The following is a 14,704-nucleotide window of genomic DNA, read 5'->3' on the forward strand; positions in this document are numbered from 1 at the left end:
CTGACCGGCCAGCAATCGTTTTAATACAGGAGGATTTTATCGATGAAGCATCCCCATGTTTGGTTCGTAACAGGAAACTGCAAGGAACGTTCGAATCGCTGACCGACCAAGAGATACGCGACCACTTTGACATAAACATATTTAGCATGATGAACGTACTCCGTCATATAATTCCTCATCTTCGAAAGGCGGGCCAGGGTCACATTTTTAATATGTCCTCCATCGGCGGGTTCGCAGGCGGTTATACCGGTTGGGGCAGCTACTCCGCCACCAAATTCGCCGTATCCGGCCTTACGGAGGCTTTGGCTGCCGAGATGAAGCCGTTCGGCGTATCGGCCACCGTTGTTTATCCCGGCGCTTTCCGCACCAGCTTCCTGACCGAACAATCGTTGTCCGTCTCGCCGAATCCAATTCTTGCGTATACGGAAGCACAGGCTTCAATCGATCGTTATCTTGAAATGTCGGGCAAACAGCAGGGAGATCCCGCTAAGGCCGCTGAAGTTATGATGCGAGTCGCCTCAACCTCCGCGCCTCCGCCGCATCTGTTTTTAGGACCCGACGCTTATAAAGCGGCGAATGAAAAAATACAGCGTGTGCTGCGCGACTTGGACAGCAATAAGCATTTGACCCTATCTACTTCATTTCAAGATCGTAGGGGAGATTAATTCCCTCAAACTCCAAATTGCCACCTTTTACGCAATCTTGCCCTCCCCATGGACGTTTGGGATTCCTCCCCTTGCAACCTTATAATAGATAATAGGATTACGATCCGCATTAGGGAGAATAATAGGGAGTAAAGATAGCGTTGAAAGGAAGAGATTGATGAAATTGGAACCCTCGGGCGCATCGCTGGCGAGAAGGCGGGCTGCCTCAACCCGCAGGCGCGGTCGCCTGCTGCTGGCCGCATGCGTCGCCGCCGCGCTGATCGTGGCCGCGAATTTGCCAGCCGTCAAATTGCTGCTGCCCGCCGAGCTGTGGCGCGAAGTACCGCCGGTCGTCTCCTTGCACCCGATCGTCGCCGAAAAAATGAAAACGTTGAAGGCCGAATCCGAAGCGCTGGGCATACGCATTGCGATTACGGACGGATTTCGCAGCGAGGCCGAGCAGAACGCGCTTTATCGCAAGGGACGGAGCGCTCCAGGCGACATCGTGACCAACGCCAGAGGCGGCCAATCGTATCATAACTACGGCCTTGCCATCGACTTCGCCATCCGCACGAAGAAGGGCAAAGTCCTATGGGATACGGCGTACGACGGCAATCGCAACGGAAAAGCCGACTGGATGGAAGTCGTCGGGATCGCCAAGCGGCTTGGCTTCTCCTGGGGCGGCGACTGGGAGAGCTTCCCGGATTACCCGCACCTGCAAATGGACTTCGGGTTATCCATTGAGGAGCTCCAGCGCGGGCACCGGCCGCCCGAGGATCTTCGGCTTGCGGAGGAATGGACGCAGCACGCCGGCAGCGAGGCTTGAAGCGAGGCTTGAAGCGAGGCTTGAAGCGAGGCTTGAAGCGAGGCTTGAAGCAAGGCTTGAAGCAAGGCTTGAAGCAAGGCTTGAAGCGAGGCTTGAAGCAAGGCTTGAAGCAAGGCTTGATAAGAAAAGCCGCCAGGTTTCTTTCGCCGCAATGCCTGCAAATATACATCTTTTTAGGCCGATCTCGCCCCTTTTGGTCAGAAAAGATGCAAATACGCAGGCATTTTCCTCCATCAGCCCGATTTTAGGCTTGTGCTTTGCATTTACCTGCACATTTGCAGGTATTTCATCAGGTGGCGCGAGTCGGTAGAGAATACCTGTACACATGCAGGTATTTGGCTCGTCAAACATCTATAAAGCGCCGGCACGCGGAGAGAATGGGCGCAGCAGGCCGGCAGCGTTGCTTGTTAAAAAAAAGATGTCCGCGCCCCGATGGGCCGGACACCTTTTTTTATTTGTTGCCCGCGGCGCAAGCCGGGCAGATGCAGGCTCGTCCCCGAAGCGGCGGCGGCACGTTTGCCAGGACGTCCTCGCCGATCGTCGTGCGCATGCACCAGCAGGATTCGGCCTGCAGCCCCGCTTCGATCGCGCAGCCGTTCGGTCCGCTGCAGAGCGGGCAGCGGTCGCGATCAGCCCTTTCCGCCGATATCCGTTCCGCAGCCGGGCCCGCGGCATTTGTTTTGTCCGTCGTCATTTTCTTCCGCGCCTCCTCAACCATTAAAGATCCAGGAATTGAACCAACGGAGCGCGTGAACGACATACGATTTGTCCACCGTCATGCCGGACATAATCGGATAGAACAGGACGAACAGCAGCAGCGTCGCGCCGAGGTAGCCGTAGACGTGACCGCGCGAGAGCCGCCCGCTCTCTCTGCCTTCCTTCAATAAGTACACGATCAGTAGAATGATAAATGGCACGCTCGCGAAAAAGTGATAGATAAAGGTCAGGCGGGACACCCCGACCCACGGGAGATACTCGGCAGCCAGTCCGATCAGCAGGAAGACAAGCCGCGGGTCGCGCGCCCGGCCCTTGAAGAGCAGGAAAATCGCGCCTGCGACTGCCGGGATGCCGATCCACCATACGGCCGGATTGCCCATCGCCACGATGCTCGACACCTGGTCCGCCGCAACGGTGCCGCCGTAATACCAGATCGGCTTGATCATCAGCGGCCACTCCCACCAGCTCGACGCGAACGGATGGGTCGCCACCAGATGCGCGTGGTAGTTGTACATGAATTTCTGGTAGGTCAGCATGTCGTGGAAGCCATGTCCCGGACCCGGTACGAGGAAAAACGGAATGTAGCTCGCCGTGTAGATCAACGCGGGCACGACCAGGAAAAACGGCACGCACCAGAGCACGGCGCGCAGCAGGAAAGCATGCTCCGCCCGCCGCCGCCACAGCGTGATCGCGAACAACACCGCAAGTCCGCCCCCCGCGTAAATATCGATCCATTTGCTCGCTGCCCCAAGACCGAAGAACAGGCCCGCCAGCGCAAGCGGCACGGCGACGCGGCGGAAGCTTTCTCCCGCGAGCGCCCGTTCGTAATATTTGTACATGTACAGATACATGAGCAGAATGAAGAAAACGCCGTAGACGTCGACCGTCGCGATGCGCGTCTGCGTGAAGTGCATGAAGTCGAACGTCAGCAGAAATGCCGCCGCGAAGGCCAGCTCGGTACGGCCGAACATCCGCTTGGCTAGCAAATACATGAGCGGGATCATCGCGATGCCGAGCAGCGTGCCCATAATCCGCCAGCCGAACGGGTTCATGCCGAACAGGGAGACGCCGAGCGCCATCAGCCCCTTGCCGAGCGGCGGGTGCGTCGTCTCGTACGGCTCGATCTGGTGCAGGAACTCGTATGCCGTGCGGCCGTGGTAGATCTCGTCGAAATACATGCTGTTGAGATAAGACGGCTTCTTGGGCACGTCGCCCGGCTCGTCGAGCAGCGCGGTACCGCCTTCGCTTGTCTTGACCGGCGTCAAGGCGCCGCCCTCCGCGTCGCGGAAGGACAGCTCGTACAGCGTCCAGCCCGGATTCGAAGCCGATACGCGTACGTACCGCTGATTGATGGCGACAGGCTGTTCCTTCCATTGGAAGACGGATCCGCCGTTCAGCACGAACGACAGGGCGCTCGTCCAGTTATTGCCGTCCGCCGATTGCGACAGCTCGATCGTGCTGTCTTCCGCGCGTCCCTCGTCGCGCGTACCGCCGAACCAGATGGCGGAGGCGATCGCCTGCGGCTCGCCGAAGTCGTACACGATGGCGCTGGCCGGCGCGGCAGGCGTCCAGCCGGACTCGGGCGCACGCATCGAGCCGAGGTTGACGAGCGCGATGATGCCGTAGACGAGCGTCAAGCCGACGACGAGCAAGCGATCGAGTCGGGAGAACTTGGCGTCGGATGCCGATATGGCGATCGCGAACGCAGGTTTGGCGGGCGTCGATTTGGACAGCGCGCTTTTGGCTGACGCCGATTTGGACGAAGCGCCGCCTTTGCCGCCTTTAGCGGAGTCGGCTGTTGCAACCGGCGTGGCTGCCAGCGCCTTGCCCTTGTCCAGCGTCCAGCCGACGTAGACGGCATAAGCCGATATCGCCAGGTTGACGAGCGACAGGAAGCGGAAAAAGCCGTCCGTGCCCGACAGGTAATAGTTTTTATCGAGTCCGAAGTACAGTACGTAAGCCGCGTCCGCGAAATGCGTGAACGTCAGGCCGAGGAACATCCATAGCAATCGACGGTCCTTAAGCAGGATAAATGCGAGCAGCGCAAGCGCGACGGCCGGGTAACCGTAACGCTCGTGCATGCTGGTCTTGAGCGCGAACACGAGCAGAAAGGTCAAGTAAGCCAGGTACGTCCAGCGCGGCGCAGCCGCAAGCTTGCGATGCCGCCAAGCCAGCCAGACGACGTAAGCGACGATGAGCACGACGGACAGGTTGCTCCAGAACGCCATCGCAGCAGATACATTGACGCCGTTCAGGCCAAGCAGGCCATACAGGTTGGCGGCATTCAGCGTGGCGTAGGGGTAGCTGTCGAACATCGCCTTGTAGCGCTCGACGATCCAGTCCGGGGACTGATGGATGGAGAACGGCAGTACGAGCAGGACAAATACGGCTGCGCCATACAGCAGCGATTCGCCCCAGGCCCTGCGGCTGCGCCGGACGGCCAGGGCGAGCAGCAGCACCGGGATGACGACGATCGCCTGCGGCTTGATCAGTACGGCGACGACGACGGCTGCCGTCGCATAAGGAAGCTTGCCCGCCGCGATCGCCCACACGGCAAGAAGGATAAAGAGAGCGAGGAACGAGTCGATCTGGCCCCACACGACCGAATTGTGGAATACCATCGGGTTGAACAGATACAGGGAGGCGATCGCGGCACCTGCGGCAGCGCCGAAGCGCGGACGCGCGATGCGCAGCAGGACGTACGAGGCCGCAAGATCGGCCGCGATCGACGGCAGCTTGAGCAGCAGCGCCGAACCGGCGGACGGGTAGCCGATATGCATCAGCTTCTGCAGCAGGCCGACGACGTACAGCACATAGATGTAGCCGGGGGGATAGTCCACGAAAATGTCGGCCGTGTAAAAGCCGTGAAGGCCCGCTTCGTAGACATGATTCGCCCAGAAGTAGAAGTCCAGGGCATCAATCGGATGTCCCTGCATAATCGGCGCGCAGGCAGCGCGGATAAGCAAGGCGCCTGCAAAAAGCAACAGGAGGACACCTTTGCCTGCGCGCTCTTTGTTCCTGCCCGGCAGACGCGTATCTCCCGCGCGGCGCAAGTAGGAGACGATTCCCCAGGTCAGGGCGGCATAAGCGGCGGCCAGCAAAAACATCATGGCCGTATACGTGCCGTGCCCACCGCCCGTGCCTTCACCGCCGGACGTTGCTCCTGCGTAGGCTTCCGGCCACAACGGAATGACGACGGCGCCTGCCGGAGCTTCCGCCAGCTTTTCGAGCAAGATGTCGTCGAAGTCCGCCTTGCCGCTGTTCAGGCTGCCGTAGCTGCCGAGGCGAGCCGCGACGATGACGCTCTTCTGGTCGGCGCCGGTCTTGCCGTACCATTCGACCTGGCGCCATTCGCCCTGGGAATCGCCGACCGACGGGAATGGAGCCGCGATGCCGAGCACGGAGAGGTTGCCGCCGGTTCGGTCGGCGAGCCCGCCCGCGACCCGAATCCAGCCGGACAGCCTGTAGACCGTATCGGCCTCGACCGGTACCTCCTGGATCCAGCGCGCATCGTTCTCGCTCGCGCTGGAGACGCTCAAATAGGCTTGCCCGCTATGGCCGCCGTCCTGTCCGACCGTCAGCGTGCTGACCGCAGCGCCGCCCGCGTCCGACGTATATACGTCTTGCGCCCAGCCATCGGGCTGACCGCCGCTTGCGACGGGCGTTTCCACGCCGCCGTTGCGAATCAACCCGGCCGTTTCTTCCGCATGAACGGCGGAGACGCCTCCCGCAAGCAGCGCGCCGATCAACAGCGCCAACAACCATACCCCTATCGTTCTCCTCATGCTTCCCCCCGACGATCCCTTCGTTCTCGCGCAGCGACGCGGCGCCCGGGCTGCCGGCGGCATCCGTGAAGGCGCCGCCTGCCGCTAACCGGCAGAAATGCGCATCCCCGCTTCGAAGCGAAGACGCGCATTCCCGTGTTTAAAGCTTATTGACGATGCGATTCCTGTTTTTGTTACGGTTCATCTGGCATTGACGCATAATTGCGCGACGGTTACTCGGCTGCGTCGGCTGCGTTCGACAGGCCCGCTGCCTGCAGCGCACGGCCGAGCATCGCGACGGCCTCCGCCCGGGTTGCCGTGGCGCGCGGCGCGAAGCGTCCGTTCGGCAGACCCTTGACGATGCCGAGCGCCGAAGCGGTCCGGACCGCGTCCGCCGCCCAGGCATGGACGTCCCCCGCATCCGCGAATGCCGCCGGCGTACCCGCGCCCGCGCCGGTTAAGTCAGATGCGCCGGCCAGCTTCAGCGCCTGCGCCGTCATGACCGCAATCTCTTCGCGGGTGACCGTCGCCTGCGGACGGAAGCTGCCGTCCTCGAAGCCGCGGACGAGACCGTAACCGGCCGCCGTGCGCACCTCCGCCGCGTACCAGGCGCTGCCGGCCACGTCTTTGAAGCCGGCGTCGCCGCCCGGATCCCGGAGGCCGAGCCCCCGGACGAGCAGCGCCGCGAACTCGGCCCGCGTAATGCTGCGCGCAGGTCCGAACGCGTCTTCTCCAACGCCTTTGACGATTAGTTTCGACGCCAGCCGTTCGATTTCCTGCTTGGCCCAATGATTCGCCAGATCCGCAAACGCAGCGGTATGCGACACGACGGCGTACACGCTGTTGCCGGGACTGCGGATCGTAACGACCGTGCCGCCGTCCTTGCTTGCTTCGAACAGCGCCGGCACATAGACGAACGTTCCCGTTCCGTTCTCTTCCTGCCGATAAACAACCGCCGTGACCGAGGCTTCATCGAGGCGCTTCGCGGTTTTCAACGTGCGCTCGACGTAAACGCCGCCGAAGTCGGCAATCGACTCGGTCTTGGCGTCGCTGCGGAGCGTTATGGCGAATTCGACCGGCGCGGCGACCAGCTCGAGATGCTGACGCTTCGCCGCCTCCCGGAGCGGTGCCAGGGATGTATCTTCGAGCGGCTTGATCTCGAAAATCCACAATGCCTTCGGGTCCTGATCGTAGCCGCGATCCTTGATGAGCTTGGCGGCCAGCGACAGCGGGAACCGGTAAGTGCTGTCGCCGCTTGCGATCGTCAGGACGGCGTCCGGCTGGTTGGCGGCAGCCGCGAGCAGTGCCTGCGCGGTAAACGGCGCGGTGCCGTCCGCCGACGCGGCTATCGCGATCGCCTCTCCTGTCGCCACCTTCAGCTTGGCGTCGTTAGCCGCAGCCGCGGATTCGAGCGCGCTGCCGGCCGTTCCGCCGTTGCCGCCGCCGGTTGTCGGCGGGTTCCCGGCCTGCGCGGACGCGACTTTGACCGTATACGTCCGCTCGGCCCCGTCATAGGCGATGCGCAGACGCGTCTCGCCCGCCGCGATGCCCTTCAGTACGCCCGCGGCATCTACCGCCGCGGTCGAAGCTTGCTCCGTCGTGAAGGTCGACTGCGCCGTAACGTCCTTGCCCGCCGCGTCGGTCACCTTGATCGCAAGCGTTGCGCCGGCAGTCAGGGCGAAGCCGTTCAGCGAGCCGCCCTCAGCCGTCGCAGCAAACCGTTTGGCCGCGGACGCGAAGCCCTCGTTGACCTCGCGAAGAACGAAGCCCATCGAGGCGTTCGTTACGTCTGCGATTTTCGCGCCGCGAACGATGACATTATCGATCTCGGCCGCCCCCGTGACGGCCTGTGCGACCTGCACGCCCGCCGTGCCGGCGCCGTCGAGCACAAGGTTTTGCAGCAGCAGCCTGCCGCCCGACACCGCTTGCGTCCCATTGACCACGACGCCCGCATAGGTGCTGTCCAATGCCGTATTGTCGCGCAGTACGATTTCGCCGGTCATATTTTTCGTGTCGGCAAAAAGCCAGAACGCGCCCAGATTGGTCTGCAGCCCCGTATCGTAGCTGCCCGTGCGGATGAGCGTATTGCGCTCAACGACCGTCGTCCCCGCGAACGGGAGCGGGTTGAACCGCGTGGACACCGTAATGCCGGAGCCGTTGGTGATCGTGTCCTTGGCTACATTGTCCTGAATCCGGTTGTCCGTGCCGCCGAAGACGGCGATGTTGTTGGCGAGCCACGGCAGGCTCACCGTGTTGAAGCGCGCCGTGTTGCCCACGCTCGAGCGGCCGTCGGTCGACCACATCGCGATGCCGTCGTCGCCCGGATAGCGCACGTCGCTCTGCTCCAGCATGCTGTCCGTCGTGCCGACGCTGAAGTTGATGCCGTCCGCCATCAGGTTGCGCATGCGCAGGCCGACCATATGCAGGCCGTGCGTATACGACTCGCCGTCCTTCACTTTGGTGAGCCACAGGCCCGCCTTCGTATGCTCGATCCAGACGTTCTGCAGCACGGAGCCCGGACCGAAGCCGCCGTGGAACGCATTCGTGATCGCCTCGTCGTCCCGCACGTTGATATCCCCGTCGATCAGCAGGTCGTAGACGCCGATATCGTCTCCCTTGCCCACAAACTTGGCGCCCGTCAACTGCGTGTGCCACATGCCCGCACCCCGGATCTGGATGCGGTCCAGGTCGAGCAGGCCGTCCCGCAGCTCGTATTCGCCCGCAGGGAACCAGACGCCCTTGCCTTCGGTTTTAGCGGCATCCATCGCCCGCTTGAAGGCCGCGGTATCGTCGATGCCGTCGTTCGCAGCCGCGCCGTAATCGTCCACGGACAGGAAGCCTTCGGGCATTCGCAGCGGAGCCGCCGCCTGCTCGAAGTCCGCCAGATCGATCGTGTAAAAAGGCGAGTTGCTGTCGGCATCCTTCTTAAGAGAGATCTTTGCGCCCGCAGGCACGTCGCCGATCAGCGCATGCACCTCATCGAAAAAGCGGTGCCCGCTGCCTTGCGTCGGATCGTTGGACCACGGATAGCTGCCGTATTCCCAGGCGTACTTGGACGTCAGCGTCAGCTTTTGCCTGAATTGACCGTTGACGTACAGTCCCAGCGTCTCCGTACGGCCCGCCCCGTCCGCGCTGTCGGGAATCGAGTAGCGCAGCACAATCGAATTGGCCGGATGCGCCAGCGTAAACGCGACATAGTCGCCGGTCTCGCTCAGCTTCACGGCCTCGCGGCCGGACGCCTCGGAGGCGGGATCGTAGTACGATCGGGAAGCGCGAAGCAGCTGGCCGTTCGTCTCGGCGTCCTCCGCCTCATAGCTCGCGTAAGGCGTGGTGGCGCCCCGGTATGCCGGTGCGACGCTGTTCTTGAGCGTGAGCGAGTCGACGGCAAGAGCGGCGGCCGTCTGACCGGCGGCGCCCGCTCCGGCATTTGCCGGCTGCAGCGCGATCGTGTTTAGCCCTTGGCGCAGCGTCAGGCGCAACGTTGCCGTCGACCAGCCGGCGCCGGTCGGCGGGAGACTGAGCGCGGCGGCGGACAGGCCGTTGACGGCGACGCCAAGCGTCGACGAGACGGATGCGCCCGGCGCAGCGTAACGGACGACCGCGTCGTAGTCTCCTGCGGCCTGCGCGTTGACGGTAAAGGTCAGCTTGGCGTGCGCGCTGCCCGGGTCGCTTGCGCCGGTTGCGCCATTAGCGCTCTCCGTGCCCGCAGTCCACCCGGAAGCATACCCGTCGCCGGTATAGCCGGACAGGTCTCGATTCGACGCAACGCCTCCGCCCATAAATGCATTTTCCGCTTCATAGACGACATCGCCCGGCAAACGTTCGTAGATCCAACGCCCTTGCGCGACGTCGTCCACGGCGTCGCCGTATTTGGCGGCTCCGCCTGCATGCAGAAGTAAGCCTCCGCGATCGGCTGCGCTCCGAATCTCCAGCAGCCCCTGCGTCTCGACGACTTCCCATTGCGAGGTCGTCTGGCCGCGCGCACCTTCAACCGCAGCGATCGGCTGTCCCGCCTGATCCAACGCCAGCAGACGTCCGCTTGCCCGGTTCTTGATCAGCTTGCGGCCGTTGAAATCCTGCAGCAGCCATTGCGCGGCCGCGCCGCTCTCAGTCGCAAGCGCGATCGTCCCGCCGCGGTCCGCGAGCCAGACGCCGCCGCTGCCGATCCGCATATAGGCGGTATCGTCGAATACCGGCGTTGCCGTATCCGTATTCGCAGCGCCGCCGTCTTCCGGCGTCTCGTAATCCGCCGGCGCAGCTGCGAAGCTCCACCTGGCGGTTCCGAAGGAAACCGGCACGAGCCCGCGCTCCGCATAACCGGCTGCGTTGTCCGTATGGACATATTCGTCGTCGTAGCCGTCTGCCATATTGCGGATTAGCCAATGGCCGGCGGACGAAGACGAAGCTTGGATCGACCAGTCTGCAGCCGGATTCGCAACGTCCGAGGCCGGCAAACTCTCGATGTACCGGTAATCCGGGGTCAGCGTCATGAGGTGGCCGGTCGCCCGATTCTCGATACGGGTCGCGCCATCCTGCTGGACGAGCCGCCAATGGCCGTACCCGTTATTCTCGGCAATGCTGCCGTACAGGACGACGCCGCCGCGGTTTTCATAAAGGTATTGGCCGTTCGCTTCGTTTTGTATGCGGATGTAGCCTTCGGGTACCTCGGGCTTCATCTCGACGGGCTCCGCCTTGAACAGCGCGTCGTCCGAGAAATCTCCGCCGCCCGACTTGACGGTCTTGCTCACCTTCGTGCCGCCTGCGCCGTCCGCATAAATATAATGGCCGGCCCAGCCGCTGCGGATCGCGGTATACCCGTTCTCGGACGCGGCCTCCAGATACCACTTGGCGCTTCCCCACGATTCGTACACGACCGCTTCCGTGCCGAGCGGCAGATTCGGCGCATCCTCCGCCTCGTGTCCCGCCATGTTTTCCATCGCGATGTAGTGGCCGGTCTTCACGTTCTTCAGACGCTTGGCCCCGCTGCCCGCATCCTCGACATACCACACGGCCCGCATGTCGGAGGCCGGCAGATTGTCGTAGCGCACCTTGCCTGCGGCATCGCCTTCCGTTTCCTCATAAAGCGATTGCCCTTGCTTGTTCGTAAAACGCAGGTGCGACGGTCCCGCGTCGTCCACCGGAATCAGCGTCCAGTGCGGACTGCCCCAGTTTCGGTTGATCTCGGCGTACTCGGCATACTTGTTCAGGTTTTGCAGGTTGATCAGCTTCTGGACCTCCTGATTTTTCACCCGATCCGCCACGTTATAGATCAGCTTGGAACCGCCTGCGAGCGATTCGACGACCCAAATGGCGCTCGCCCAGTCGTCCGAGACGTCGGTGACGCGGATATGGCCGTCTGTCATGTTCTGCATATTGACATAGTGGCCGGTGGCGCGGTTCTGGATCCGCTTGCGGCCCTGATATTTCTCAATGAGCCATTGATCCCGGCCGTCCGTGCGCGGATTGCCGTACTTCAAATCCCCGCTGTCGTCTTCGTACCAGACATAAGGCTTCCACTCGTTCTGGATACGCACGTAATGCGGCGACCCGTCCGTCCGCGCGGCCGGATCCTCAAGCAGCCACTGTGCGGCGTCTGTGTCCGGATCGGACGCGCCCGTGCGCAGGACGCCGCCCTGGAGCAGCAGCAGACCGGAGCCGTCCGCCGCGGCGATGTTCACGTAGTCGTCGTACATCTCGGAAGGCGAGAGCTGCCATTGATAAACCGCCGATGTCACCGATCCGGCAGCGCTGACCGCGAGCGGGTCGCCGGATGCCAGATAGCTGCCCGTCGCCGCATTGCGGATGCGCTTCTTGCCGTCCTGGTCCTCGACGATCCATTGGTAAGCCGGATCGTTCTCCCCGCCGGCCGCCAACGCGCCGTGCTTCAGCAAGCCGCCGTCCCCTTCATAGAGATAGTCCGTACCTACGTCCGCAGCCGTGTAATTCACGATACGCACCGGCTTGACGTCGTAGGCGGGCGCGATTTTCCAATGCGCGTTGCTTCTTCCCGCGTTCGACCAATCGTTGGACCGCGCGTACGTATCCTCGAATTGCGTATTGAGCACATAGGCGGGATGGTCCGCGCTCGAAATGGAGATGTAGCCCGGCACGGGATCGCCGTTCTCCGCAGCGGCGGGCGCGATCGTCCATCGCTGCGCCCCGGCCGCGGACGCCGGGGCCGTCTCGATCCTGCGCCAATAATTGTCCGCGTCGAACTGCTCGATATAGTCGCCCGTCGCCCGGTTGCGGAGGCGCACGGTCTGCGCCGCGCCGGCTTCGCCCGACTCGACCTCCACGTACCAGTGCGCCTTCGGATCCGTCGGATCGATCTTGCCGAAGGCGACTACATTGCTCGTGCGCCCATCCTCCGGATTGGCCGTCTCGTACAGGAACTGTCCCGCCCTGAACTCGTTCGCGATGAGCACCGGCTGCAGCGTCTCCGCCGGCTCGAACATCCATTGCGGACTCTCGAACGTAATATTGATGTCACTGCTGGCTTCGGCATAGCCAAGCTGGTCCTCTTCGTGAATGACGAGGTTCGCGCTCGCCTCCAAGGTCGCGCTCTTAATGACCTTGTAGCCCGGCCGGCTCGCATCCTCGATGAGCCATTGATCGGCGGCGGTGCTTACGCCGATCTCGCGGGCGACGAGCGCATCCCGGCGCTTCGCCGTCTCGGCGATCGTGATATAGTGGCCGGTGGCGCGATTTTGGATGCGAGTTCCGCCCGCTGCCGACTCCAGCCGCCACTGCGACGAGGCGTCGTCCAGCGCCGTCCGCCCGTAGCGCACCGTGCCGTCCGAGCCTTCGTACAGGTAATTGCTCTGCCATTTATTCTTGATGCGTATGTAGGCCGGCGCCGCGATGCCTGCGCCTCCCGCATCCGCCTCCTGCAAGCGCTGCGGCTCCTGCTGCGCGTTTTCCGCCGCGAATGCCGGCATCGACGTCAGCATCAGCAGCGCTGTCATGCACGCCGCAAGCCATTTTCTCCAACTGGACATGGTCTGGTGGCCTCCCCATAATATGGAATCCTTCTCATCGTAAAATGAAAACGATTCCATGACGATGTGCGTTTATGGGCGTTCTAGGCGCAATATTACGAAGTTGGAGATCAGGCACTATCGCTCGATATAGAGAAAGTTTGTAAAGCTAAACATGCTCATCTTCGGCACATAGATCGACTTTGGCACTCCGTTAACCGGAAAAATCGTTTATTTCCGACACATTGACACGCTCGAGTGCTCCGTTAGCCCGAAAAACCGTTCATCTCCCGCACATTGACCCGCTTGGACGCTCCGTTAGCCCGAATAACCGTTATCTCCGACACATTGACCCGCATGGGCGCTCCGTTAGTCCGAAAAACCGTTTATCTCCGACACATTGACCCGCATGGGCCGCGTACCATTGCCCGCGTATCGTCACCCACGTACCTTCGCCCGCATATCGTCGCCCTTGTCTCGCCACCCGCGTACCACCGCCCGCGTACCACCGCCCGCGTACCGTCGCCCGCGTACCGTCGCCAACGCCGTTCCTTCGCTGAAAAGCCAGCAAATATACATCTTTTTCACCAATATCGGCTCTTTTGTTCAAAATGCATGCCAAAGTGCAGGTATTTTCCTTCATCAGCCGGATTTCCGGCTTGTGCTTTGCATTTGCCTGCATATTTGCAGGCATTTCGTCCAGCGTCACGCGCCGACAGAAAATACATGTATAAATGCAGGTTTTTGGGCCTGCCCCGCCAAAATTCCGAAAAGCTTAAACACGTCGATAGCGCGCTTGCCTGTCCCCGCCTCGCCGCCGCCCGAATCAGGAAGGAATCCCAAAAGAGCCGTCGGAAAAGAGCCGCCGGGAACTCCCCGGCAGCCCTCGCTCCAACCTCCCGCCAAACCGCAACGGCCTACAAATTTTTAGCGCTAAACGTGTCCCCGCCCTCGATCGTGCCGCTGTCAAAGCCCTTCTTAAACCACCGCATTCGCTGCTCGGACGTGCCGTGCGTGAAGCTCTCGGGCACGACGTAGCCTTGCGCCTTCTTCTGCAGCGTATCGTCGCCGACCGCGCTGGCCGCCGTGATGGCCTCCTCCAGGTCTCCCTGGTCCAGCACATTCATATCCTGCGCATGGTGCGCCCACACGCCCGCAAAGTAATCCGCCTGCAGCTCGGTTCGCACGGATTGGGCATTGGTCTGCTTGGCGCCCATGTTCGTCGTGCCGAGCAGCGTCTGCACGTGATGGCCGACCTCGTGCGCGATGACGTAAGCCATGGCGAAGTCGCCCGGTGCCTGGAACTTTGTCTTCAGCTCGTCATAGAAGCTGAGATCGATATACAGCTTATGGTCTCCCGGGCAATAGAAGGGGCCGACGGACGCCCCCGCCGTGCCGCACGCGGACTGTACGCTGTCATTATAGAGCACCAGCTTCGGGTCTTCGTACGTGAGTCCTTTTTCCGCAAACAGCTGCGACCAGACGTCCTCCGTATCCGCGAGCACCACCGACACGAATTGGGCGAGCTCGTCTTCCTCCTGGCTGCCCTGGAACGGCGTATCGCTGACGGAGCTCGTCGTCGTGCCCGTCATATTGTTCAAAATGCTTCCCAAGTCCCCGCCGCCGAACAGCAGCGCGATCACCAGCACGATAATTCCGCCGATGCCGCCGCCAACCAGCTTGCCGCCGCCGCTCATCCCGCGCCGGTCCTCTACGTTTGCGCTGCCCCTTCTTCCCTGCCATTGCATATCGGGTTCCTCCTGCCTTAATCGGTCG

General features: G+C 62.1%; 6 protein-coding genes. 2 read left to right on the forward strand and 4 right to left on the reverse strand.

Going from position 1 to position 14,704, the window contains the following annotated elements; translation table 11 throughout:
- The first annotated feature begins 59 nt into the window (after window positions 1-59).
- Complete coding sequence (locus ACFSR7_RS04680; protein ID WP_378159376.1) at window positions 60-665, forward strand: SDR family NAD(P)-dependent oxidoreductase; 606 nt, start codon at window positions 60-62, stop codon at window positions 663-665.
- 157 nt (window positions 666-822) lie between these two features.
- On the forward strand, window positions 823-1,470 hold the full coding sequence (locus tag ACFSR7_RS04685; RefSeq protein ID WP_378159377.1) for a M15 family metallopeptidase: 648 nt from the start codon (window positions 823-825) through the stop codon (window positions 1,468-1,470).
- 451 nt (window positions 1,471-1,921) lie between these two features.
- On the opposite strand, the gene ACFSR7_RS04690 is transcribed toward ACFSR7_RS04685, so the two are convergent.
- The 4 genes from ACFSR7_RS04690 to ypfJ form a co-directional block, all read right to left on the reverse strand.
- Window positions 1,922-2,164 (reverse strand): cysteine-rich CWC family protein, encoded by a 243-nt coding sequence (locus ACFSR7_RS04690; RefSeq protein ID WP_378159378.1) that lies wholly within the window; start codon window positions 2,162-2,164, stop codon window positions 1,922-1,924.
- Between the two features lie 16 nt (window positions 2,165-2,180).
- The gene (locus ACFSR7_RS04695; RefSeq protein WP_378159379.1) at window positions 2,181-5,972 is read right to left on the reverse strand and encodes a glycosyltransferase family 39 protein; all 3,792 of its coding nucleotides are present in this window, start codon (window positions 5,970-5,972) and stop codon (window positions 2,181-2,183) included.
- 212 nt (window positions 5,973-6,184) lie between these two features.
- On the reverse strand, window positions 6,185-12,949 hold the full coding sequence (locus tag ACFSR7_RS04700) for an S-layer homology domain-containing protein (RefSeq protein ID WP_378159380.1): 6,765 nt from the start codon (window positions 12,947-12,949) through the stop codon (window positions 6,185-6,187).
- 896 nt (window positions 12,950-13,845) lie between these two features.
- Window positions 13,846-14,676, reverse strand: coding sequence for a KPN_02809 family neutral zinc metallopeptidase (gene ypfJ, locus ACFSR7_RS04705; RefSeq protein WP_378159381.1), 831 nt, complete (start codon window positions 14,674-14,676; stop codon window positions 13,846-13,848).
- Window positions 14,677-14,704 lie beyond the last annotated feature (28 nt).

The organism is Cohnella sp. GCM10020058 (genome assembly GCF_042683485.1).
Classification (GTDB): domain Bacteria; phylum Bacillota; class Bacilli; order Paenibacillales; family Paenibacillaceae; genus Cohnella.